Origin of the sequence: Marinitoga sp. 1135, from assembly GCF_013363245.1 — a bacterium.
Taxonomy (GTDB): domain Bacteria; phylum Thermotogota; class Thermotogae; order Petrotogales; family Petrotogaceae; genus Marinitoga; species Marinitoga piezophila.
Genome location: NZ_LBEZ01000025.1, coordinates 88,905 through 115,340 on the forward strand (window position 1 = coordinate 88,905; position 26,436 = coordinate 115,340).

At 29.0% G+C, this 26,436-nt stretch carries 18 protein-coding genes and 1 riboswitch; of the genes, 7 read left to right on the plus strand and 11 right to left on the minus strand.

Translation table 11 applies throughout. From position 1 onward, the window contains the following. Positions 1-28: 28 nt before the first annotated feature. Entirely contained in the window at positions 29-1,345 is a 1,317-nt protein-coding gene (glmM, locus tag XO10_RS09995; protein WP_175418565.1) for a phosphoglucosamine mutase, read from the plus strand. 29 nt (positions 1,346-1,374) lie between these two features. Here the strand turns inward: glmM and XO10_RS10000 are convergent, their stop codons facing one another. Both XO10_RS10000 and XO10_RS10005 read right to left on the minus strand, forming a co-directional pair. Continuing rightward, positions 1,375-1,731 carry a response regulator gene (locus tag XO10_RS10000; RefSeq protein ID WP_175421458.1) on the minus strand — a complete coding sequence of 119 codons (357 nt, stop codon included), beginning with the start codon at positions 1,729-1,731 and terminating at the stop codon, positions 1,375-1,377. Next, the gene (locus XO10_RS10005) at positions 1,728-4,316 is read right to left on the minus strand and encodes an ATP-binding protein (RefSeq protein ID WP_175421459.1); all 2,589 of its coding nucleotides are present in this window, start codon (positions 4,314-4,316) and stop codon (positions 1,728-1,730) included. The genes XO10_RS10000 and XO10_RS10005 overlap by 4 nt, the downstream gene beginning before the upstream one ends. Before the next feature lie 164 nt (positions 4,317-4,480). On the opposite strand from XO10_RS10005, the gene XO10_RS10010 reads away from it, so the two are divergent. Together XO10_RS10010 and XO10_RS10015 are read left to right on the plus strand one after the other, a co-directional pair. Beyond that, complete coding sequence (locus tag XO10_RS10010; RefSeq protein WP_175421460.1) at positions 4,481-7,639, plus strand: hypothetical protein; 3,159 nt, start codon at positions 4,481-4,483, stop codon at positions 7,637-7,639. A 1-nt stretch (position 7,640) separates the two neighbouring features. Further along, entirely contained in the window at positions 7,641-8,906 is a 1,266-nt protein-coding gene (locus XO10_RS10015; protein WP_014297465.1) for a hypothetical protein, read from the plus strand. Positions 8,907-8,936: 30 nt separating this feature from the next. On the opposite strand, the gene XO10_RS10020 is transcribed toward XO10_RS10015, so the two are convergent. From XO10_RS10020 to XO10_RS10055, 8 genes are all read right to left on the minus strand, one after another. Then, on the minus strand, positions 8,937-9,749 hold the full coding sequence (locus XO10_RS10020; protein ID WP_014297466.1) for a bifunctional 5,10-methylenetetrahydrofolate dehydrogenase/5,10-methenyltetrahydrofolate cyclohydrolase: 813 nt from the start codon (positions 9,747-9,749) through the stop codon (positions 8,937-8,939). A gap of 18 nt (positions 9,750-9,767) precedes the next feature. Then, positions 9,768-11,429, minus strand: coding sequence for a formate--tetrahydrofolate ligase (locus XO10_RS10025; protein ID WP_014297467.1), 1,662 nt, complete (start codon positions 11,427-11,429; stop codon positions 9,768-9,770). 124 nt (positions 11,430-11,553) lie between these two features. Beyond that, positions 11,554-12,843, minus strand: a complete 1,290-nt coding sequence (locus tag XO10_RS10030; RefSeq protein ID WP_014297468.1) for a methyl-accepting chemotaxis protein — start codon at positions 12,841-12,843, stop codon at positions 11,554-11,556. Positions 12,844-12,845: 2 nt separating this feature from the next. Beyond that, a complete protein-coding gene (locus tag XO10_RS10035; RefSeq protein WP_014297469.1) occupies positions 12,846-14,246 on the minus strand; it encodes a diguanylate cyclase in 1,401 nt (466 codons plus the stop codon). 4 nt (positions 14,247-14,250) lie between these two features. Beyond that, positions 14,251-14,796 (minus strand): chemotaxis protein CheB, encoded by a 546-nt coding sequence (locus tag XO10_RS10040; RefSeq protein WP_175421488.1) that lies wholly within the window; start codon positions 14,794-14,796, stop codon positions 14,251-14,253. Next, the gene (locus XO10_RS10045; RefSeq protein ID WP_014297471.1) at positions 14,797-16,554 is read right to left on the minus strand and encodes a response regulator; all 1,758 of its coding nucleotides are present in this window, start codon (positions 16,552-16,554) and stop codon (positions 14,797-14,799) included. Positions 16,555-16,559: 5 nt separating this feature from the next. After that, positions 16,560-17,303 (minus strand): hypothetical protein, encoded by a 744-nt coding sequence (locus XO10_RS10050; RefSeq protein ID WP_014297472.1) that lies wholly within the window; start codon positions 17,301-17,303, stop codon positions 16,560-16,562. A 10-nt stretch (positions 17,304-17,313) separates the two neighbouring features. Continuing rightward, entirely contained in the window at positions 17,314-18,408 is a 1,095-nt protein-coding gene (locus XO10_RS10055; protein WP_175418568.1) for a CheR family methyltransferase, read from the minus strand. Positions 18,409-18,633: 225 nt separating this feature from the next. On the opposite strand from XO10_RS10055, the gene XO10_RS10535 reads away from it, so the two are divergent. Continuing rightward, on the plus strand, positions 18,634-20,343 hold the full coding sequence (locus XO10_RS10535) for an HD-GYP domain-containing protein (protein ID WP_217671720.1): 1,710 nt from the start codon (positions 18,634-18,636) through the stop codon (positions 20,341-20,343). A gap of 8 nt (positions 20,344-20,351) precedes the next feature. Then, positions 20,352-20,453, plus strand: a riboswitch (purine riboswitch). Positions 20,454-20,617: 164 nt separating this feature from the next. Further along, on the plus strand, positions 20,618-21,958 hold the full coding sequence (locus XO10_RS10065) for an NCS2 family permease (RefSeq protein ID WP_014297475.1): 1,341 nt from the start codon (positions 20,618-20,620) through the stop codon (positions 21,956-21,958). Between the two features lie 32 nt (positions 21,959-21,990). Here XO10_RS10065 and XO10_RS10070 read toward each other — a convergent pair whose 3' ends face one another. Next, positions 21,991-22,740, minus strand: coding sequence for a transposase (locus XO10_RS10070; protein ID WP_014297476.1), 750 nt, complete (start codon positions 22,738-22,740; stop codon positions 21,991-21,993). Positions 22,741-22,906: 166 nt separating this feature from the next. On the opposite strand from XO10_RS10070, the gene XO10_RS10075 reads away from it, so the two are divergent. After that, on the plus strand, positions 22,907-25,639 hold the full coding sequence (locus tag XO10_RS10075; protein WP_175421461.1) for an RND family transporter: 2,733 nt from the start codon (positions 22,907-22,909) through the stop codon (positions 25,637-25,639). After that, positions 25,636-26,403: an outer membrane lipoprotein-sorting protein gene (locus XO10_RS10080; protein WP_014297478.1), complete on the plus strand. Its 768-nt coding sequence runs from the start codon at positions 25,636-25,638 to the stop codon at positions 26,401-26,403. The genes XO10_RS10075 and XO10_RS10080 overlap by 4 nt, the downstream gene beginning before the upstream one ends. The last annotated feature ends 33 nt before the right edge of the window (positions 26,404-26,436 follow it).

Genomic DNA, 26,436 nt, shown 5'->3' on the forward strand with positions numbered 1-26,436 from the left:
ATATATATAAATTATGTGGAGGTGGATTATGAAAAGATTATTTGGAACTGATGGTATTAGAGGTTTGGTAAATGAAGAGTTAACTGTAGATTTAACATATAAAGTGGGAAATGCATTGGGAAGAATGTATGCAGGTAAATATGAAAAATTATTAATTGGAAGAGATACACGAAATTCAGGAGAAATGTTTGAAGCAGCTTTAGCCGCTGGAGCATTATCTGCCGGTTTAAATGTTGAATTTTGCGGTGTTATAACAACACCGGCTTTGGCATATTTAACCAAAAGCGAGAAAAGTCTGGGAGTTATGATTTCAGCGTCACATAATCCTGCAAATTATAATGGAATAAAGGTTCTTGCAGAAGGATTTAAAATATCAGATGAAGATGAAGTGGATATAGAAAATATTATTCTTGAAAAACATCCTGACTATGTTCCATATGGCGAAATAGGGAAGATGACGTCATCGCATTTAAAGGACAAATATACAGGATATATAGTATCTTTATTTGAAATAAATAATTTAAATTATAAAATTGCTGTTGATGTTGGAAATGGTGCAACAGGTGCGGTAATAGATAAGATTTTTGGTGCATTTAATATTGATTATGATTTGTATTTTAATGAACCTGACGGTTTAAATATCAATGAAAAATGTGGTTCTACGCATCCAGAAGTTCTTGCAGGAATAGTAAAAGAAAAAGGATATGATCTTGGAATATTATTTGATGGTGATGGTGACAGATGTTTATTCATTGATAAAAATGGTAAATTAATTGATGGAGATAAATTAATGGCAATAAATGCTTTAAAATTAAAAGAAAAAGGAAGATTATCAGGTAATCTCGTTGTTGCAACAATAATGAGTAATTTAGGTTTAGAAAAGTTTCTTGAAAAACATGATATTTCATTAATGAGAACAGCAGTTGGAGATAAATATGTATTGGAAGAAATGTTAGCTTCAAAGGCAAATCTTGGTGGGGAACAATCGGGACATATTATTTTCCTCGATAAAGCTACAACAGGAGATGGGATAATAACAGCGCTTGAAACTCTGGAAACAATGCTTCATTATAACAAAAATATCGATGAACTTATTAAAGATATTCCAGAATATCCTCAATTATTAAAAAATGTTTCTGTGAAAGATAAGAAAGCTGTTATGAGGAATAAAAACTTAATAGAAGCAATAGAGAAATTTTCAAAACTTGATAATTTCAGACTTGTAGTAAGACCATCTGGAACAGAACATAAAATTAGAATAATGGCTGAAGGTGAAGATAAAAAATTAGTGCATGATGTTGTTAATGAATTATATGCCATGATAGAAGAAATAGAAAAATATTAAAATAAACGTAAGCCCCGATAATTCGGGGCTTACGAATTTAATACCTTTAAAATTGTATCTCTAACCTTATCTGGAGAAAAAGGTTTTACAATATAATATTTTGCACCTTTTTCAATAGCTTCTAAAACTCTTGTTCTATGCCCCAAAGAGGTCACCATAATTACTTTAGCTTTTGGATCAAAAGCTAAAATATTTTGTAGTGCCTTTAAACCGTTTTCTTTAGGCATTGTAATATCCATTGTAACTATATTTGGCCTGAATTGCTTATATTTTTCAACAGCTTCTTCACCATCAGAAGCTTCTATAATTTCAAATTTTAAAGGTTCTAATATCATTTTTAATTGATTTCTTATAAATGGTGCATCATCTACAATAAGTATTCTCATATATCTTCCTCCGGTATTTCAAAATGGAATATTGTTCCTTTGTCTATTTCACTTTCGACATATACCTTTCCGTTGAGTTTTTCAACCTCTTTTTTTACAACATTTAACCCAATACCTCTTCCAGAGATTTCAGTAACTTCAACCTTTGTAGAAAAACCTTCATGGAATATTATATCAAAAATTTTCTCTTTGTCATAGGGGATATTTTTTCGATTGGCAACAGCAATTAATTGGTTTTTGTCAATGCCGCTTCCATCATCTTTAATATCAATTTTCAATAGTCCGTCTTCTTTAAAAATACGTATTGTAATATTTCCATATTCAGTTTTCCCTTTTTCAATACGTAATTCTGGTATTTCAATACCATGATCTATAATATTTCTAAAAACATGAACAAGTGATTTTATAAATTCAAAATACTTATCCGGATCGATATATACATCTTCATCCTGTATAATTTGAGGATAGTTTATAACTTTACCTAAGCGAGTTGCTAATTCTTTAGAATATTGCAAATAAGGTTTTAATAAATCATCGATTTTTTTGTATCTTAATTTTCGTATATCCTTTAATATTTTTTTAGCCTTTTCATTTTCAAAGTATTTTAATACTTTATTTTCTAATTCTATAATCTTGCTTTTTGGTATTTTAAGTTTTTCCTCGTCATTTAAAAATTCCTCACCCAGAGCCTCTTTCAAAATATCTAATTCAGAGGATAACTTTTCATAAATGTTGAATTTTTCAAATAATAGTTTTTCAAAGTATTTTTGAGAAAATGTTTTCTTTTCAATAGCCTTTATAATCTCATTTTCGATTAAATGAAGAGTATATGAGATTTGAGTTAGATAAAATTGAGCAAAAACTCCTTTATATGTATGAATGGCTCTGTGTATTTCAAAATTCTTTTCATTTTTTGAATTTTTAGATTCAAAAATCTCAATATAACCATGTGATATAAAATATTTGAAATCCTTTAAGTTATACATAAAAGCATCGTAATTTTGAATAACAATTATAATTTTATTTAAATTTTCTCGTTCTGTTTGAATTGCCTGTTCAAGTGCTTTTTCGTTTGTAATATCTTTTAATACAAGCATTATCTTTTTCTTATCATCAAAATCTATTTCTTTAAATCTTAGATTATAATACTTTTCTTTAAATAATATTTCTTCAGGAAGAAATGAAAAATAAACTTCTTTTCTTAAAGAATCATTTTCAGCAAAAATATCTTCAAAAATACGTTTTACAAAATCCTTATCTTCAGAAAACAATAAATCCAGAATATTTTTCTTTCCTATATCTCCATCAAAAATCTTAAGGCACTCTTTACTATATGTATCATCAATTATAAAATTCTCGTCAAAAACCAGAAATCCTTCACCAGAATTATCAAGTAACATCTTAATCTCTTTTGTTCGTTTTGATACTTCTTTGTCAAGATCGGCATTCCGTATTTCCAGAATTTTGTTTTTTACAGAAAGTTCAAGGTTTAAATCCTTTATATTTTTTAAGGACATAATAATCATTGAATTTATTAATATAAAAATGGACCACTGTATTAAAGGCCTTTCCCATTTTATTATTCTAAAATCCCCTAAAATTTCATAAATGGTAAAAATAGAAACAGTAACAATTGAAAAAGAAAAAATATAAGCTTTTCTATCTTTAAATCTGGAAATTCCAATATACATATAGTATATCATCAGCATTATATCAATAATCATCAATAAATATAGCAATAATACATATTTTACATAATAATTTGGTTCTATTCCTGTAAAAATCTGAATTAATGTAATTCCTGCAAAAATAATAAGATGAGCCTTTATGAGAATTCGAATATATTTTTTTGATGAATAGTCAAATATATTATAAAAAAATCTCAGAATGCCAATTGGAGATAAATACTTTCCAATATCCATTAAATATGCCCAGAAAACAGGATTATCATAAAAGTATTTAAAGGTTTGATTTTGTCCCATAATAAATGTTGAAAGAGAAATAGAAAAGATTCCAAGATATAAAAATAATTTTCCTTCATTTAAGCTTTTATTCATTGTCCAGAAATAAATGGCAAAAATAAAAGCCAAAAATCCAATAAAGATATTAAATGCTATTAAAATCAATCTATCCGATTCATAAACTATTTGATGAGTTAATAATTCTTTTTCGTTGCCAAGTAAAAATTCTCCAAAAAAACCAACATCCCTTTTTTTAGAAGTTATCTTTAAAAGAAGATATTTGTTCTGGAAGTTATCAGGGATTTTAAAAATGCTTTTAGGGCTAAAATAACTTTCTTCAGAAATATTGCTATATATTACCTTATTACCAATATAAAGGGTAAAAAAATTCAGGATTCCGCGTATATAAATAGCAGGTTCCTCGAAGGTCACATCTGGAAGCTTATAACGAAGCAAAAGTTCTTCGCCCTTATTTTCAATGGGGATACCGGGATTTTCATATTTGTGCCATTCTTTTTCGGATTCCCATTTATATTCCCAGCCATCATATAACTTAATATATGAGAAAGCTGAAGTGAAAAATAATAAAAACAAAAAGAAAAATAAGGAATATTTTTTTAACATATTATCCCCCTAACTACTATATTATATCTGTATATAATATTATACCATAAAATATGGCTATATTAAGAACTTAGTAAAATATAATAAGTCTAAAGTTATAAAGCGAACACTTAATGAAAATGTGATATAATATAAAAAAAGAAATTTTAAAGAGAGGTGATTTTATGAAAAAGAGTATTATCATTGGAATTATGATTTTAATGCTGGTACTATTAGCGTCATGTGTGCAAAATGTAAAAGTAAAAGCCAAACCGGATTTAGGTGTTCCAGTTTCGGCTACAAGTATAGCAGTTAGTGATTTTACAGTTGGTATTGAAGATGGAATAAAATCCGTTCTTCCAGGTGCTGAAATAATTACTGTAGATGGAACAAAGGCAATACGTTATGCAACTGGATTGGTTGTAGATGGAGGAGAATCGTTTAAAGAAATAGATTCTTTCAGTACTTCAATAATACAGGAAATCTCCATTCCTTCTATTGATGATATAGATCCAATAAATATTGAAGTTCCTTCCATGGATTTTGATCCTCAATCAATTACTATGAATCTTCCCGATCTTGGTTCAACTCCTGAATCTACCCAGGCAAATATTGGAGCTATTTCTATTCCAGATAGCGTTTCATTACCTAAAATTGATTTGAAAATTACTATACCTAATAATGCTACTGCAAATTATAAACTTTCAGGAAGTGAGCCTATTGATTCTAACGGAACTTTTTCTAAATTAACTTTTTCAACTGGAGCTCTTACTTTAACTGCAACAAATAATGATACGGGTGCAGATGTTGAAATTACAATTTCTATTGAAAATCCAGATGGATCAATATTAACTGCTGATCCGGTTTTAGTAGAGAAAGGAACAAAAGAAGTAATATCAATAAATTTAACAGACAAATATTTAATGGATAATTCTGAGTTGAAAGTTGAAGCTGAAATTAAAAGTGGAACAGGTGCAGGTGGGACTTTAGAGATAGGTAATTTATCTTTTTCTCCAGACACTAAAATCAAAGCAGCAGAAGGTATTGAGTTTGAAACTGGAAAATCAATAACCCAGGAAATTAATCCCGGTTTTGGAAGTACAAAATTTTCCACAGTTACAATAAGCGGTAGCTTTGACGTTGGAATTCAATTCCCTTCAACATGGCAAAATATTTCAACAGAATATGAAGCAACAATAGTATATTCATATTCAAATGATACAAAGGAAATTTTAATTGCGCATAAAGATGTTTCAGAAAATGGACCTCTTAATTTTGATAATGTTTCTATACCATATGATGCAAATGGAGTTTTTAAATTTACAGTAGATTCAACATATACAAATGAATCAGGTCAAAAAGCCAATGTAAATTTTGAAGATTCGCCAACATTTACAATTACTCCTGATATAACAATTAATTCAATAGAAGGCTTTGAGGTTGAAAATACACAAACTATGGATTTGCCAGATGAAATAGAATCTGTTACATTTATGAGTGGAAGTTTTGAATTGAAAATTACTGATACAAAGATTGCTTCTATAGTAGCCTCCTTTGAATACAACAAAGGAGATGGAACAACAGATAAAGTATATTTTAATGTGGAAGACACTGGAGAAGCAACTTTAAATTTAGCAGGTATTACCATGTCTGGAAATTTATCAGTTGATGCAACAGTTTTAATCGATAAAATTTCACTTGATTTTGATTCAGGCAATTCAGACACATTAAATGCAGAGGTAAACTTTTCAGAGCCAAAAATTTCCAGAGTAACAGTAAATAAAGAAATAAAACAGGATATCCCAATTCCAGAGGATATTAAAAGCGTTATTTTTGGTTCTGGTACAATAGAAATAACATTATTAAATGCTAAATTTACAGGTATTAGTGGTAATTTAATATATCAGACTAATAGCACACCTCTTCAACTTACATCAGAAGGATCTGCAACGATAGATATGACAGATCTGGAATTAGGAGCACCAAGTGCTGAAATAAACATTACTTCAATTGCTATTGAGTCAGATGCAGGTATATCTCTTGGAGATAACATTACTGCAAACGTAGAATTAAAAGAACCAAAAATAAAACATGTGGAAATAAAATCATCCGATAGTATGGATATTTCAGAGTCTCAATTTGTAGATTTTGCAGGATTAAAAGAGGTTTTAAATTCCATAACTTTTACATCAACATCAGCAATTTTAATTGAATGGGATAATAAATTACCAGTTGATATTAATGCAATGCTTTTAATAACTACGGGTTTGACTGAACTTAATGATGAAAAGAGTTTTGTGATTAGTGGTAAATCAAAGAAAGTTATTAATTTTAGTGGAGAAGTAAATCTTGATAACGGATTAAACTTTACCTTTGAGGCATCACCGCAAAATTACGATGGCGAAGTTCTTACAATAGATATTTCAAATGAAGATGATTATTTGGAAATGGGATCTAAATATACACTTGAAGCAACAGTTTCTCTTGATTATAATCTTAATGCAAGTGTAAAACCAATTAATACAAATATAATTACAGAGGATAATCCTTTGAATTTTGAAATTCCAATTTCTGAAGAGACTACACTCACATTAAATGATATAGAATTAGATGGTTTTTCAGCAAAGATACTTGGAAATATTCCTCAGGATCTGGTTAGTGCAAATAATAAAATAACCTTAACAGCAACATACACAGTTGATAATGTTAAAAAGGTTAAATCAGTTGATGTTGTATTGGATAAAACTAATATAGAAAAAGATATTACTGAGTTCTTGCTGGAAGTTTTAAAAGGAAAAGATGTTGTAATGTCAATGAAATCAAATGATATTACTGCAAATATTACATCTCTGAATAATTTTAAATTCTCATTTAAAATTGATATGACAGTACCTTTGAGTTTTACTATTTTAGGAAATGAGCCATTAACACTTTTGGAAATAAAAGGCGAAAATGATGTTTTGGGCAGAGATGAAAATTCTGAAAGCGATGATACTTTAATTAATTCTATATTAGGAGATGATGGATCAATTAAGATACATATAAAATATAATAATACATCAGGTCTTTCACCGGAAGTTATCTTAATAGGAAGAAATAAGTTTGATAAACAGCTAATGAAAAAAACATTTACATTAAAGGACGGTTCTCATGAAGATGTTATTGAAATTAAATCGGAAGATATAAAAACTATTATGAATACAATTCCGTATTATCTCGATACGAAAGTTCAAATTAATCCAGGTGATTTACAGAGTTTTCTTGATAATGGAAAAGTAGATATAAAAATATGGTTAGAAGTAAAAACAGATGTAGATATGGACCTTATGGAAGGTGGTGAATAATATGAAGAAATTATATATATTACTTTTGATTTTTATATTTTCCATTTCATTGTTTGCAAATCCCAATATAAATAAACCATGGAATTATAAATTTAATCCAGCTTTATTGGATTTTGGCACGAGAAACTTTATAGATATAGGAGTAAACGCAAATCTTGATTTGGCAAATCCTGTTATTTCCATGGGTGATTTGTTTAAAGAAGAGATAGTTATAGATTTAAATGAAATATATGATAATTTAGATGGAAATCCATTGCCTATAACCCTTGATCTTGATACAGGATTGTATTTAAAGTTGCATTTATGGTCTTTTTCATATGCCAAAGAATATTCAATTGATGGAAATATAGATGTGTCTATTCCAAATGCAATAGTGGAATTTCTTGCAGAGGGAAATGTTGAGGATGGAGAATTTAAGGATTTAGAAGGTAAAGATGGAATATTTAATGTTGATATTATAGCTCAGTCAAGTAATTATTATTCATTTGGTAATAAGAATTATTCATACGGAATAATGTTATCTAAATTTTATCCAGTTATGATTATGAGAAGCAGTATAGATTTTTCGCAGACTGCAGATGCAGATAAGGGAATTATGAAGATAGATTATGCTGTTGTTGGAAATGTAAATAGTTCTTTGCAATCTTTATCTTCACTATTAGGAGATTCTGAAGATTATTATGGCCCAGATTTAAATGAGGATTTAATGGAAACATTTAAGAGTGAAAGCGCAGGATTTAAAATGAGTATAGGATATGTTAATGGTTATAATAGAAAGGCAAAATGGGGAATAGCAATAAATGATATTGTTTTAAAACCAGCTCAGGCAGATTATGCATATACCCTTTCTTCAACATCTTCTATAACAATAGAAAATATGAATATAGAAACAGAAGAAGGAAGTACAATGCTTAAAGAGGATGAAGATGCATTGGTTATGGAATATCCAAATTCACCAGAAGATATGCCTATGAGCATTAGTTATTTCTTTACAACGCATATGTTATTTGATTTTACACCACATTTTCAGTATTATATGGGAAAAGGACTTGATTATGGAGTTTCAATTGATGGAAATCTCTGGATAATTCCATTCTGGATGGATATAAGCAAGAATCAGAATGTATGGTCGTTAAATACAGGATTTGGGCTAAATATTCATCTTGCAGATGTTAATTTTACAATAGGATCAGCTTCAGATACTTTTGGTGGAATGTGGAAGTTTGAAGGGTTTACAGTTAAAGTTAATGTAGCAGCTGGAATTTAATGGGTTTAATTAAAAAGAAGAGATAGCTTTTTAGCTATCTCTTCTTTTTAATTTATAAGCTTTTATTGTATTTTCTAAGAGTATTAAGGAGGTTATTTCGCCAACACCACCAGGCACTTCGGTAACGTAAATATAATCATATAAGTTTTTATCAACATCTCCAACGATCTCATCATTAACAACATTTATTCCAACATCTATTACAACGCTTTTTTCGTTTACCAGGTCTTTTGTTATAAATGCCGGTTTTCCCACTGCGGAAACTATGATATCAGATTTTTTTGTGTATTCTTCAATATTTTTTGTATGACTATGGCATATAGAAACAGTGGCGTTGTTTTCATGACCAGATAACATAATGGAAACTGGTGTTCCAACTATTACACTACGTCCTATTACTGTGATTTTTTTACCATCAGGATTGGTAAAATGATTTATTATCCTTACAACAGAGTCAGCGGTACATGGTTTGAAATAAGCATTGCCATATATTAAATTACCAAGATTATATGGGTGTATTCCTTCCACATCTTTTTGAGGATTGAGATATTCTATAATTTCCTTAATATCAAATGGTAAAGGTTGCGCAATAAATATACCATCAATATTATTATCCTGAGAAAGATTTTTTAAAGATTTAATCATTTCCTCTTTGTTTTTTGTTTCAATTGATATGTAATTAATACGGAATTTTTTTGATAGACGTTTTTGTGATTTTAAATAAGCTTTTGTTGCAGGATCTGGATTACATGAAATACTTGCCAGAGTTACTTCATGATTTTTTGTAAATTCAGATATTTTATTTCTTATGGATTCAGCAAGAGGTTCAATATCTATTATCATAATTAATCACCTCTTTTATTAGAATAATCCTGTTATGTTTCCATCTGCGTCAACATCAAGATTTACTGCATTTGAGACTTTTGGTAATCCGGGCATTCTCATAATTTCTCCAGCAAGCGCAACGATAAATCCTGCTCCAGCTGAGAGTTCAAAATCACGGATTGTAAAGTTGTAATTTGAAGGAGCTCCGAGTTTTTTAGGGTCATCTGAAATTGAATATTGTGTTTTTGCAACTATAACAGGTAAATGATCATATCCATATTTTTTGAAGAATTTAATTTTATTTCTTGCTGCCATTTCATAATCTACATGTGAAGCTCTGTATATTTCTTTTGCAAGTTTCATGATTTTTACTTCAAGTGGGTCATGCCAGTTATATATAGGTTTTAATTCGCTTTCTTTTTCTGACTCTTCTAAAACTTTTTTTGCTAAATCAAGGGCACCTTCAGAACCTTTTGCAAATGCTTCATTTAATGCGATTTTCACTCCAAGATTTTCTACGAATTTTATAACAAATTCCAGTTCTTTATCAGTATCTGTGCTGAATCTGTTTAATGCAACAACAACAGGAATACCAAATTTTCTTAAGTTTTCTATATGAACTCTTAGATTTTCTATTCCGTTTCTTAATGCTTCCATATTTTCCTGTTCGAAATCCTTTGTTCCTCCGTTGTATTTTAATGCTCTTACTGTAGCAACTAAAACAATAACGTCTGGTTTAAATCCTGCGGTTGGAGATACAAAGTCAAGGAATTTTTCTGCACCTAAATCTGCTCCAAAACCACTTTCTGTAACAACGTAATCAGTTAATTTTAAAGCCATTTTTGTTGCTATTAATGAATTGGTTCCGTGTGCAATATTTGCAAATGGACCTCCATGAATAAATGCAGGCGTATTTTCAATTGTTTGAACAAGGTTTGGATCTATAGCATTTTTTAATACCGCAGCCAAAGCACCTTCAATTTTTAAATCGCCAATTGTTACAGGTTTTCCTTTTCTTGTTCTTGCAACTACAATATTTTGAAGTCTTCTTTTTAAATCTGGTATATCTTCAGCAAGACATAATACAGCCATTATTTCTGATGCTGCAGTGATTATAAATCCGTCTTCTCTTGGATTTCCGTTTGCATGGCCGCCAAGGGCTATAACTATTTGCCTTAAAGCTCTATCGTTCATGTCCATTGCTCTTTTCCAGAATACTCTTGTTTCATCTATATCGAGATCGTTTCCATATTTTATATGAGCGTCAATTACAGCAGAAACAAGATTATGAGCAGTTGTTACTGCATGGATATCTCCTGTAAAATGTAAATTTATATCTTCCATAGGTAATACCTGAGAATATCCTCCACCTGCTGCACCGCCTTTTACTCCCATTACAGGCCCTAATGAAGGTTCTCTTAAGGTTACTATTGACTTTTTTCCTAATTTGTTTATAGCCATTGATAATCCAATACTTGTTGTGGTTTTCCCTTCACCGGCAGGTGTTGGGTTAATTGCTGTAACAAGTATTAATTTTCCATCTTTTTTGTCTTTTAATTCCCTTAAGTAGTGATGAGAAATTTTTGCAATATAATTTCCACATTGATGAACATAATCCTCTTTAATATTGATGTCTTTAGCAATTTCAGTTATTTTTTTTAATTTTGCTTTTCTTGCGATTTCAATATCACTTAACATATTCCCGCCTCCTTCTGTTAGTTTGTGAATTTTTCACATTCTAATATTATTATACCATAATTTTTTAAAAAAGATAATTTTTATCGGTTTTTTATTTAAAAAAAGAATGAAGTGGAAATCCACTTCATTCGATTTTTTTAGCCATATTAACAAGTTCATCAATGTTATTTTTTATTTCTTCGAGTGCTTCAAATGTTTGTTTTATTCCATCAAGAACACCTTTTATTAATGTTTTTGTTGAATTTGAGAAAGAAGATAATGTATCGATGTTGTTTACAAAGCTTTCGACAACCTGATCAATAGAATCTAAGGAATTTTCAACGTTTGATAATTCTTTTAATGTTTTTTCTGAAAGCAATACGCTTGAGGTTATGCTGCTCTCAATGTTTTTTAAAACTTTTTCTGATTCTCTTGATGTTTTTTTAGCGTCATATGCAAGTTCGTTTATCATATCAGCGATTCTCGAAATACCCTCTCTGTCTATTTCTTCTTTACTTGTTTCGATTGATGAGTTTATTGAAAGTATTGAAACTGTTTCTGATATATCTTTGATTTTATAGTTTAAATCTGAAAGATTATTTATGAAATCTGCTATTTTCATTGTCATTTGAGTCATGTCCTGAATATTCAGGAAGAATGATTTTACATTGTTCAAAATAGAATTTAATTCGCTTCTTCCTTCTTCTATTGCAGATGCAAAGTTTTGAATTAATTCGTCAAGTTCATTTATATTTTTTTGCGTGTTTTTAGTAACAGATTCCATTTCAGCTGCAGCTGCACTGTTTTCAGCTATAAATGAAGCAACATTTGCAGAGAATTCTTCTATACTCTTTACCTGTTTTTTTATTGCCAGTGTTAGCCATTTTCCAAGATAATATGAAATAATAAAGAATATTACCATGAAGATTATAAATATGTTTAGTATATAATATCTGGTTTTTATTAAGTCAGCAAATAATTCGCCATATGTTATTGCATGGGCAAGATAATATGTTTTTCCTTCTGAGGTGATTTTTACAAAGGATACATATCTTTTTTCACCTTCAAAGATATATTCATATGTTCCTGCATCATTTTCTCTCATATATTTCCATAAATCATCAAGTTTTGCGTCTTTGACAATATGAATTCCTACTTTTGTCGGGTCGGTATGTAGTATTGCATATCCTTTTTCATCTATTACATAATAATATCCGGAGTTTTCTTTTGTGAATTCTTCTATAAAATAATCTTCTGTAATTTTTGAAATGTCTTTTATTGAATATCTTTCAATTTTCAATGAATACAAAAACGAATCCAGAATTTCTGTTCTTAAGTTGTTTGAGAATAAATCCCAGCTAATTATGAAAAAAGCAACAAAGAATATGGCGAAAATCCCTAAAATGGCTAAAGAATACTTTAGTTCAAGTTTCATATTTATTCCTCCTCAATAATTATTCTGTTTTTACCCTTTTTCTTGGCTCTGTATAATAATTTATCGGCAGTATTGATAAATATTGTTGCACTTTTATTTTGATAGTTACAGGCAACACCTGCACTAAATGTAACAGGAAGATTTATACCTAAATCTTTCCAATTATAATTTCTTACAGATTCTAATATACGTTCCAGAGCTTTTTTGGCTTCGATGCAGGAGGTTCCCGGCATTAGTATTAAAAATTCTTCTCCGCCAAATCTACCGGCAAAATCATTTTCCCTCATTTCTGAATTTATTATTGTTGCAATATTTTTGAGAACTTTATCTCCTGTTACATGCCCATAAGTGTCATTTATTTTTTTGAAATCATCAATGTCGATCATTGCTATTGATAGTGGATAATTCTTTCTTCTAAATGTAATGAGAAATTCTTTTAATTTGTCAAGTATGTTCTTTTTGTTGAGTAATCCTGTTAAACCATCATTTTCAGCTGCTGTTTTGTAATCATAGAAATTGTTTAATGTTTTGAATAATATACCAAGCGTTTCTGATATCATATTCATAACATATACCATATTATGTTCATTTTTTACATTTTCAAAGAGAATTAATCCCTGTTCTATTTTGTTGTATTCAATGTTAAAAACTGAATAATTGTCAGGCACTTTTGAAACGGCATCATCATACATTCCTTTTATTATCCATTCAGATGGTGTGGTAGGTTTTTTAAAATTCGAAAATAGAAAATCTTTTAAAACACTGCATGAGTAGTTTTTATCTTTTGAAAAGGAATACATTCTTCCAAAACTTGTAGAAATTAGCATAAAAAAGGCATTTTCAAAATTAAAAAATTCTTCAAGAATTAAATAAATCTCTCTCATTATATGTTCTTCATCGTCCATTTTTTCTACTAAATTTAATATCGATGATTTTATTACTTCCATTTTTAAGGATTCTTCAAGAATATCAACTAACTCTCTAAACGGTTCCATTCTAAATTTATGAAATTCTCTTGTCCATTCAATTGAATAATTCCCATCTTCAATGAACTCTTTGATTTTATTCATAAGTTCTTCTGGGTCAGCGTCTTTTCTTAAGAACATGTTTGCGCCGCTTTTTTTTGCCCAAAATTCATTAATTGATTCATTTGCTCCTGTTAGAATTATAATTCCAACATTGGAAAATGCAGCATAGCTTCTTATAAATCTACAAAGATGAACTCCGTTCATTTGCGGCATTACATAATCCGAAATTATAATATCAGGAAGAAAATCAAAAAATTTATTAATTCCTTCAAGTCCATTTTCAGCTACTTCAACATCATACCCATATTGTTCCAGACTTTTTTTTAAGAAAATACGCCATGAAATACTATCGTCAAGAACCAGTACTTTTTTCATACAATCAACCCCTGTTTATTTTTAAAATAAGATTTTTAATACCCTCTATATCTAATTTGTTGTATCTTTTGAGACTTCTCATTGCGGCATTTGTCATATATGGAAATTTCGCACGCTTTTGAATATATATATTTGCATTTTTCTTTTCCAATACTTTTAAGCCATTTGTTCCATCCTGCCCCAATCCACCAAGGAGTATAAAATAAAAGTCATCATTTACAAAGCTTTCGCAACTCTTGAATAGATGGTTTATTGAAGGTGCAATGATATCCTGTGAATCAACTGCGGAAATTGTATTTTCATTTACAAAAATAATGTCTTTCCCGCCTTCTGGAATGTATATTCCAGCATTTAAGGAGGTTATGTTATTTATAATATATACTTTTTGTTTGGTGAAATCTTCAATAAAGTCCTTAAAGTTTTCCACCTGACTTGAAAGATTATGCATTGCAAGTACAACAGGTATTTTTAATTCTTCTTTTATATCAAATATCTTTTTTAATGTATCTGGTCCGCCTGCAGATGCACCTATTACAATTTTTTTTATAATTTACACCTCCAGAAATTTTTTTAATAATATTACGATTTTTTCTGGATCATCGCTTTTTGATAGATATGCATTTATTCCTAAATCAAGACCTTTTTTGATATCTTCTGGTGAGTCTTTTGTACTTAACATAATAATTGGTAAATCTTTATTTCTATTTCTCAATATTCTGGCAACTTCATAACCTGAAATTCCAGGAAGTTCAACATCTAATATTGCGGCATCATATCCTTTTTTCTCTATTGCTTCTTCCCCAGATTTTGCTTCAATTACTCTGAATCCAGCGTTTCTTATTAGTTTTGAAATAACAAATCTGGTTAATGTGGAGTCGTCTAAAACAAGAATAGTTTTTTCTTTGTTTGAAATGCGTTTTTTATTAATGTTTACTTCTTCAATTGAAATTATTGGAACGGGATAAGAAAATATATTTTTGGCAAACCCAACAATGTAATCTTTTTCATATGGTAGTACAAATGTTTCAAAATAACCTATTATTTCATCTACAGCAATAGCTTTATTTCTTCCGGCGATTATAAATTTAAAATCACCTTCTTTAAAGTCTATTAAATCCATAATTTTTCCTTTGTAATTTATTTTTTCGTCATTAATAATTTCGGCATCTTTAAGGACTTCCTGGATTTCATTTGAAAAAATTGCAAAGATTTCATGTTGCCTTTTTACAATTAAAACTTTTTTTGAAGTTAATTCTGTTTTAAATGAAACTATAAATGTTGTTCCTTTTTGAGGAGTGCTTTTTACCTTTATAAATCCTTCTCTTGATTCTACAAAAGCTTTTACAGAATCAAGACCAACACCTCTTCCAGAAGACAAATCAGCAGTTTCTTTTGTTGAAAATCCAGATTCAAAAATTATTTCGTATGGATCTTCATAAGTAATTCCTTTTTCTTTTGCTTTTTCTTTGACTTTTTCTATATCTATACCTTTACCATCATCTGTGACCTCTATATATAAAAATTCGCCTTTTGAATAGCTTTTTATGGTTATTTTTCCGTATTCTTTTTTATTATTTTTAATTCTTTCCTCGGGTAATTCAATGCCATGTGCAATTGCGTTTTTTACAAGATGTACAAGAATATTTCTTAAAAATTTTGCGTCTTTTTTTCCTATTTTTTCATCTTCCACAAAAAGTTCTAAACGGACTTTCTTTTTATTAAAAACTGCTTCCTGATAAACAAGATTTTCAAAATCTTCAAGTACTTTGTTTAAAGAAATGAACTTCGAATCTTCTATAATTTTTTGTATGGATTTTCTAAGTTGTTTTAAATTTTTTAAAGCGCTATTTTTATTTCCCTGAATTAATAGATTTTCTGCTTTAAGTATTTCTTCGAAGATTTTTTCAAAGTAATCTATGTGAACTGAGTCAATGGAAACTCTTCCAGATGAACTATCAATATCTTCTTTACCCTCAAGAATTGAAGAAAAATATTTAACTTCATCTGGAGTTAAATCCTTTTTTTTATTTACAATCTCAGCTGAAATCTTCATTATCCTGGCAACAAAATCTTCTTCCAATTCATTGTCTAAACGTTTTTTAAATTCACTTTCGAGAACATGCATAAAGCTCTGTATATTATTTAATCCCACCAGCCCAGCAGAACCTTTTAGTGTATGAAAGATTCTATGTAAATCCTTTATTATAATGGGATCATGAGTTTCAAGATATTTTTTCAATAATTCAATAGCTTCGTTTAATCGTTCTTCCATTTCATCAAAATATATCTGAGAAAAATCCATTTCCATTTATATCACTCCAGAATTTCATATATATTTTTGCCAACTTTTAAGTACTTTTTATTCTTTTCATCTGATATAACTTCACCATTTGTTGTCTGGATATTTTTACATAAAAGGCTAAAACCTTTTTTTATAACGAGCCATTTAAATTCTTCGTCAGTTTTCAATACAGGGAAAATTTCATTTTTATATTCAACAAATCCGTCAAATTCTTTAAATGAAAAAGGGGCAAATTTTTCAATACCGGAAATATTAAGTATTTTGTATCTTTCAACAGCATATTTGCCATCTATAATAAAGAAATCCTGTAATAATTTTTGATGTGTCCCTCTTTTAATTTTTCTGTTTTTTACTATTACGTCTGGCATATCCTGTTTTAATGCATTTTCAATATTAAATACAAGTATATCTTCCCCTTCGTCTTCAAAATATCCGGAATATATTTTCATTTCAGGGAATAATTCAAGCATTTTTTCAGAAATAATGTGCACTTTGTCGATTTTTGTTTTTTTTATTATTGAGGTTACGCCAAAAGCCATTTTTTCATATATTAGAAAGATTTTTAAAACGAGCTTTTCTTCCAGCGGAAGGGTTACAACAGGGTATAAATTCCCGTTAAATTCTGAAAAACCTATAAACTGTTTTCCTGTATCCTCAGGGATAAAAGATGTTGAAATCCCTATGATATTATTTTCGATAGCTATTTTTCGTGTTCTGTTTTCAATATCCTTTATTTCACATATATAATATTCCATCTATAACACCTCAACTATTTTTTAAATGCCATAATTCTGGATCGTCAGGATTTAAATATATAGCTTTTGATATTGAATCTTTAAAATTTTTTCCAAGCCTTAATTCTACAAAACCTTTGTATTTCCATAAAAGATAATTTAAAGGATATTTTTCAATAGCATGTGAGATTCTTTCATAGGCCATAATGAAATTTTCTTTATTAAGCATTTCTTCAATTATTTCAAGCTCTTCTTCTAAAGTAACATGAGTATATGTTTTTAATATTTTGTCTTTTAAAATGTTTTTTTCAATATTATTTTTTGAAGGTTGTAAATTCTTTTTTTCCAGATATTTTAAGTTGATTTTATTTTTAAATAGCGAAGTTTTAGTATTCTTTTTTAATATTTTATTTTTTGAATTTTTCCACAGAACAATATCATCATAAAATTCCGGTTCAAATAATTCCAACAATTCTGGATAAAATTCCCCTTTACCCAGAATTAAATAACCATCTTTTTTTAATAGTAACTTTAAATCATTTAAAATTTTGCTAATTTGATATTCTTCAAAATATATTAAAACTCGACGAATAAATATAATGTCATATGTTTTCGAATTATCCTTTGCTTCCAATATTATATTTCTTTGCATAAAGGATATATCCCTTTTATAATTATTTTTTACATAAAAAAAGTTATCTTTTTTTTCAAAATATTTTTCAATTAAATCCTTTTTAAGAAATCTAACACTCCAGAATTTGTATTCCCCTTTTATTGCCTGTTGGATGCGTTCATAAGATAAATCAACACCTTTTATGGAATAATTTATTCCAGAATCATTTAATATAAAAGACATTGTATAAACCTCTTCTCCCCTTGAACAACCAAGGCTTAAAATATCCCAATTATTTTTTGTCTGGATTTTTCTTTTTAATATATTCCATAGATTTTCATCTCTGAAAAAATAGGATTCTCCAATGGTATAATTTTCAAGAATTATATTTTCCAGTATTTCTTCGTCCAATTCTCCTAAATATTGAATAATTTTTTTTACATTTTGAAATTTTTTTTCATCAAAACTTAAGCTATATTTATTTATTATATGTTTTAATTTAGTATCAATCATATTATCCCCCTCTAAAAATTCATCTCCACTTCTATTATACCAAGAATATTAAAAATAATAAATTATTTTTGCAAATAGATAAAAAAGAAAATATTTTCTATTTTTGGAACAGATTTAAATTTTTTGTTTCCATGCCGTAATTTTTTTTGCGGGGGATTTTGTTATAATTTACACTGAATTAATATATCAATGATATATTAATATAAAAATCAAAGGGGCTCAAGAATGAAGTTTGGAGATATCTTGCATAGTTATATTAAAAAATCTATTATCCAGAATGTTGTATTTTTCGCAATTATTATATTAATCTGGACTTTTTCGTTTTATATGTCATATAGCAATCTTTCTAATTACTCGCAGAATAATTATGACGCTTTTTCAGATGTTATGAATCATTATTTTTATCATTTAAAGTATATTAGCATTATTGATGATGAAAAGTTGCTTAAAGACATTAACATTAAAAGATTTTATGCTGTTGAACAAACAGGAAAGGTTAGAAAAACGCTACCAGATGAATTGTTTGAAGATAAATATATTAATCAGATACTTCTTTTTAAACTGCAAAATATGAAGAATATGGATACATTAATTTTAAAAACTGAGCTATTTTCAAATGAACCTGAGAAAATATATATTGTAAGTAAATATAATTCCTTATATTTAATAGGTGAATTAAATGCTTTAAATTTACTGCATAATTCAACTTACTATTTTTCGATAATTGATGAATCAGGAGAATTGATTTTATCTGATTTGAATATTAATAAATTTAATTTTATTACAACTGATAACTTCAGGATATATCTTAACTTAAAGAAGAAATGGAAAAATATAACTCTTGTGACCTCTATTGATATTACAAAATATGTTATATACAATATTTTTATTTCGATAATTATATTATTATTGATTTATGTGAATTTGTGGTTCAAAAAAAGAAATTTAAGTCTTATGGAAACCTTTGAACAGGAATTTAATAAAATAATAAAGAGCATGGAAAGTTTCTTAAAAGAATTAAGAATTATGGATAGACAGAGTTTTATGATTTTGTCTGAAAATGATTTTGTGAATATTCTGGAACCAATAAAAAAAGAAAAATTCCATTTTACTGAATTAGAAGAATTAAAAGAAGTTGAATTTTTAGCTATAAAAGAAATGATAGAATTATTTGATGAAATTAGTGCATCAACAGAAGAATTAGAAGCTACAAATAAAGAACTTGAAGATTTATATAATCAGGTGGAAGATGCATATAATGATCTTGGGGTTTCTTATAGAAAATTTTCTTCGCATCTTTCTGCAATAGCTGAAAAATATGATGAAATAACAGGTTTTCATATTGATAGGGTTGCAAAATATTCGCGGGTAATAGCAGAAAAAATGGGTTTTGATGCGAAATTTGTAAATGATATTGAAACATACGCACCTTTACACGATATTGGTAAATTGATGATAAATCATGATATATTGAATAAACCTGGAGGGCTGACGGCTGAAGAATACGAGGAAATGAAAAAACATACATTATATGCTGAAGAAATATTTGGAAATGATGAATATTTCCAGATGGCTAAAAATATAGCATTATATCATCACGAAAAATATGATGGTTCTGGATATCCTTTTGGGTTAAAAGGAGAGGAGATTCCTATTGAAGCTCGTATTGTTGCGCTTGCTGATATTTATGATGCATTGAGAAGCGATAGACCGTATAAAGCTGGATACTCTCATGAAGAAGCTTATAATATTATAGTTAACGGTGATTTTAAAACCAAACCTTCTATATTTGATCCAGAGGTATTAGAAGTGTTTAAAAAGTATCATGAAGAATTTAATAAAATTTTTGAAGAATATCAGGAAAAATATGAAGTTAAAAAGGAAAAAAATAATGATATAAAAGATCATGGCGAAACAGAAAATGGTAAGGTATGAAAAGTAAATAGGTGAACAAGGATTCTTCCTGTATAATCCCGGGAATATGGCTTGGGAGTCTCTACCAGACAGCCGTAAACTGTCTGACTACAGGAAGAGAGATAATATAATTGTAATAAAGCATCTCTCTTCCTGGGGGATGCTTTTGTTTTTTATGATTAAAATATTAAATTTTATTTAATTTAAATAAATTAGAAATAATTTTGTAAACTATTACTTATACAATAATGTTAAAGGTATATTATATTTTTTAAAACTCAGGAGGTGTTATGGGGTGGAAAAGTTCTTTAAGTTAAGAGAAAACGGTACAACTGTAACAACTGAGATCCTTGCTGGTATTACTATTTTTTTAAGTATGGCCTATATTTTATTTGTTAATCCAAGTATTCTGGTAACAGCTATGGCTCCAGGTGCAGAAGTTGGAAGCGATGTTTATACTCAGTATTTTGGTGCTGTAATGGTTGCTACAATTTTTGGTGCAGCAGCTGCAACATTGGTAATGGGATTATATGCTAATTATCCATTTGCTCTTGCTCCAGGTATGGGTTTAAATGCATATTTTACCTATACTGTAGTTTTGAAAATGGGGATTCCATGGCAGGTTGCATTGGGTGCAATTTTTGTTGAAGGTCTTGTATTTATTTTATTAACAGCTTCAGGGGCAAGAAGTTTTGTTGTAAAAGCTATTCCTCAAAATATAAAATTTGCCACAAGTGCAGGTATAGGTTTATTTATCGCATTTATCGGTATGAAAAATGCAAGTATTATAGTAGCTAATCCTGCAACATTTGTTGGATTGGGAGATTTAACTGATCCAAATGCATTAGTTGCAATAATTGGTTTAATTATAACAGCTGTTTTATTTGCGTTAAGAGTTCCAGGATCGATTCTTCTTGGTATTATTATATCAACAATAATAGGTGCTTTCCCAATTTTTGGAGTTACACATTATCAGGGAATAATCGGAAAGATTCCTGATATTTCACCAACATTTATGAAACTTCAACTTTCATGGGGTGATTTAGTAAGTGGTTCATTCTGGGTTGTGGTATTAACCTTCTTCTTTGTTGACTTCTTTGATACACTTGGTACATTAACAGGTTTAGCTCAAAGTGCTGGATTTATAAAAGATGGAGAAGACTTCCCAAGATCAAATAGAGCATATATGGCTGATGCTATAGGTACTTCTGTAGGTGCATTATTTGGAACTTCAACAGTTACAACATATATTGAAAGTGAAACAGGTATTGCACAGGGTGGAAGAACAGGTTTAACATCAGTAACTGTAGCTGTATTAATGCTTCTTATGTTATTCTTCTCACCTTTAGGATTAACAATTCCAGCTGCAGCAACAGCACCAGCATTGATTTTTGTTGGTTCTTTAATGTTGAAAAACTTAACAAAAATCAGATGGGAAGATACAACAGAAGCTGTTCCAGCATTTATAACAATTATAATGATGCCATTGACATATTCTATTGCTAATGGTATTGCTCTTGGTTTAATAGCATATCCATTAGTTAAGGTATTATCAGGAAAAGGTAAGGAAATTCACTGGTTAAACTGGGTACTTGCAATTGCATTTGTATATTACCTTATATATTTACAACATTAATAAATCAAGGGCTGTTTCTTTTGAAACAGCCCTTATTTTTGTTTTAATAATTCTAAAAAAATATAGAATAAGCGTTCATTACCATGAGTGCTTACAACATGAGATTGTGCCAGTGCAAACAACAGTGAATTACCATTGGATAGTTTTCCTTTTACCACGCTATCTGAGAAATGTTTTATAAACTCATGGAATTCTTTACGAGCTTCCTGTAAATTAATTTTTTTGGAATTTTTTTCGAGTATTTTAATGGGTTTTTCAGAAAAGATTATGAAAACATCGTAATTATTTATATCTTTAAAAATATACAACCTTCCAAGCTTTTCGTTTTCAATATTTTTTAAGTTTTCAATATTACATTCCTCGAAATATTTCATATCTATATTATTATCTTTATATTTTATACCAACAGCAAAAAAATCTCCTACATCTTCGACACCAAATATCCTTTTTATAAATCGTTTTAAAATAAGCTTTCGTATTTTTAAAACGGTATTATAGGAAACATTTAAATCTTCAGAGATTTTTTTTATCATTTTTCCTTCGGCTAATTCATGAACAATTCTTACAAACTTCAAAGGTTTAATTCTTATATCCTTGAAAATAGTACCATTGTATCTTGACCATTCTCTCCTGCATGATTTGCATTTAAAATGATTTCTTCTTATTGTATAAACTTCTTTGCTTCCGCAATATGGACATTCGCTTTTTATATTCAATATTCCAGCTTCTATTAAAAATCTTTCTGCGCTGCTATCATCTTTTAATTTTTTTATCAAATCCATTTTTATCTCTCCTTTCATTTTATATTTTACCACATTAATTAAGTCTTAATTATCTGCCACCAAAAAATTCTTAATCCTTAAATAATTTTGAAACATTTGAGGAGTATATATTATAAACGTGAAGATAAGTATTCAATAATTGCCACCAAAAGGAGGAGGAGATAAGATGGAGTTAAACCGTAAAAATTCTATATTTATAGTTATTCTTGTAGCGGTTTTAACAATTGTTTTTGGTATTTATGCAGCAAAGGTCAGTGTTCATGATAATATATCAAGTTATGTTCCAAAAGATGATCCTGACAAGGTGATTTATGACGAAGTGGCAGATACATTTGGTTTAAACGGCATGATTTTAACAGCAGTAAAGTATGACGATGTGTATAAACACTTTCCAGAGATATATAAACTCACGGAAGAATTAAAGAAACTTGATGTAGTTGATAATGTTATTTCACCTGTTAATGCTCCAAGGATTAGCACAACAGAAGATGGAGATATTTCAGTTGGAAACCTTGAATCAACATTTGATTTTTCAAGCATTAAATCGTATAGTCCAGAAGAATTGAAAAATGAATTAAAAAACGATGATATGATTAAAGGAAAATTTATATCAGATAACGAAAAAAGCGTATTATTTGCAATTGGATTAAAAAAGGATGTTGAAGAGAAATCAGCAGGTTTAAAGGTTGAAAATGTATTTAAAGATGCAGGTGTTGATTATTATATCTTTGGTACAGCAATTGCGAATAGAGAAATAGAGGAAATAGTAAAAGATAATTTATTAAAGTTAATTCCTATTGTTTTAATTCTCGTTATGGCTGTTCTTTATTTTAGTTATAAGAACATAGCAGGTGTGTTATTGCCTATCATTTCAGTTTTGCTTGCTGATATATGGACAGTTGGAATAATGGAATTGTTGGGAATAGACTTTAACATAACAACATCAGCAGTGCCAATTGCAGTTGTTGGTATAGGAACAGCATATTCAATTCATATTATCAGTAAATATTATGAAGAATTGCATAAGGGTATTTCAGCAGAAAAAGCTGTAAATGAAACATTGAAGCATGTAGGAACAGCAGTTGTTTTAAGTGCATTAACAACTATCGCAGGATTCTTATCATTGTTAACAGCTGATCTTACTCCTGTGTGGCAATTGGGAATATTTACCTCACTTGGTATAGCTTTAGCATTACTAATGGCAACTATATTTGTTCCAGCAATGCTTTTAATTTTCAAGCCAAAGTCGAAGGTAACATTATCTGAAGACGGAGAAAGTCCGTTTTTAAGAAACTTTACAGATAAGATTGTACATCATAGAGCCATTACATTGTCCATAATAGCAATTCTTGTATTATTTACAACATTCTATATTCCAAAAATCAAATCTGATATGCAAATAGAAAATTTCATGAGCGACAAAACACAAATGGTTAAAAGTTCTAAGTTCTTAAGAAATAATTATGGTGGAAATGATTATATATTCGTTGATTTAGTGGCTAAAGGAGACAATACATTCAGGGATTTCTACTTTAATAGATCTATTAGAGATATTTCATTATTTGCAAAGAATTATGATGTTATTTCACAGATTTCAAATATAGGTGATGTTGTTGCAAATCTAACAGAAGGATTTACAGGCGTAAAGTACATTCCTGGTTCAAACGCAGCAATGGAACAGGATTATATGATGATTGAAGGTAGTGAAGGAATAGATAAGATATTATCCGCTGAAAAGAACGAGGGAATTTCTCAAATGATGGTAAACACCAAGAGTTTTAACAAGGTTAAAATCCTTGAAAATGACTTAAGAAAATATATTAATGATTATATCTATACAGATTACAATACAGAAGAATTTGACGTTGGAAATCCAGAACACATAAAAGCATTTGAACACGAACTTAAACAATTCATAGCAGCAAGAAATGGAACATATACAGAAGAAGTTTTAAATACAATGTTAAAAGCAAGAAAGGCTGATATAAACGAGATAATTTCAGGAATGGATAAAACAATGATATTAAATCTATTTAATAATTATCTTGCTGAATATGGTGAAGAAACAATTGACATGAATACATTCAATGCATATTTAAAAGATCCAAAATCAGTGGATGAATATATTTCAGAATATTATGAATATTTTGTATATGATTACGAACCAACATTAAAGGCATTATATGTGGAAAATACTTTGAAATCATTAAATACAGGATTAAAAGAAAATTATATAAAAGAACTTTCACAATATGTAAATGATGAGGAAGTTGTAATTCCAGGGGGAAATAAGAAGTTATTGGTAAGGGTTACCGGTATTCCGGTATTAACAAACAAGGTTAATGATATGGTATTTGACAATCAAAAAGAAAGTATGATGCTTGCCTATGCACTTGTATTTATATTATTTGCAATTCAAATGCATTCTGTGGTTCTTGGAATACTCGCATTAATTCCTATTACTCTTACTATAATTGTCAACTTTGGAATAATGGGGCTAACAGGTATTTCATTAAATGCAGCAACAGTAACAATTGCATCAATTACTATTGGTACAGGTATAGATTACACAATACACTATTTAACAAGATTTAAGAAAGAATATAGGCTTACAAAGGATAAGTTTAAGGCTGCAATAAGAACATCAGCAACCTCTGGAAGGGCTATATTAATTAACTCTCTTGCAGTTATTCTTGGATTTGCAACATTTATATTCTCAGAAATAGGTATGTTAAGTCAGTTTGGTATTTTAACTGCAACAGCTATGTTAGTGGCTCCTATATTGACTTTAACAATATTCCCTATATTAATGACAATGCTTAATGAAAATCTTTTAAATAAATTCTCAAAAGAATCATTACTAAAAAGAAAATTAAAAATGGAGGAGGAGAAAGCATGAACTACAAAAAGGGATTGGTATTACTCACAGTAATTATTTTAACAGTTGTTTCCGCATTTGCAATTACAGGGCAGGAAGTATTGGATCAATTGAAAGATGCACACGATAATTTCAAAACAGAAAAATCACTTGTGATCATGCAGTTAAAAGACGCTAATGGAAATATCAGGGAAAGGGAATTTGATATGTATATTATGCATGATGGCGACGACACACTTGCGCTTGTAAGATTTAATAAGCCATCAGAAGTAAAAAGAATTACATTGCTCACATTATCAGACGATGAAATTTACCTTTATATGCCAGCATATAGAAAAACAAAGAGGATTTCCGGCGGTGCAAAAAATGGAAAATTTGTAGGTTCAGACTTTAAATACAACGATATTTCATTATTATACAACGAACAAAACGGCGATTACGATGCAAATCTTATAAATGAAGATGATAAATCATATACAGTAGAAATAATTCCACATGAAAAGGACAGTGATTATGGAAAGATAGTAGCGTTAATAGAAAAAGAAAACATGCTCTTTAAAAAAATAGATTTTTATAACAAAAATGGAGAATTAATAAAGGTAATGACATTTAGCGATGTAAAAGATTATTCGGGTCATATTCTCGCAACAAGAATAGAATTAAACAACATTGAAGAAAATCACTCAACAATACTTATTATTAAAAATGTTGAATTTGATATTCCAATTACAAAGAAATTCTTTAACAAGAGAAATATCTCAAAACCTGTTTTGAAGTATCAATAATAAAAATAAAAAATAAGATTTTGGAGGCGAGAG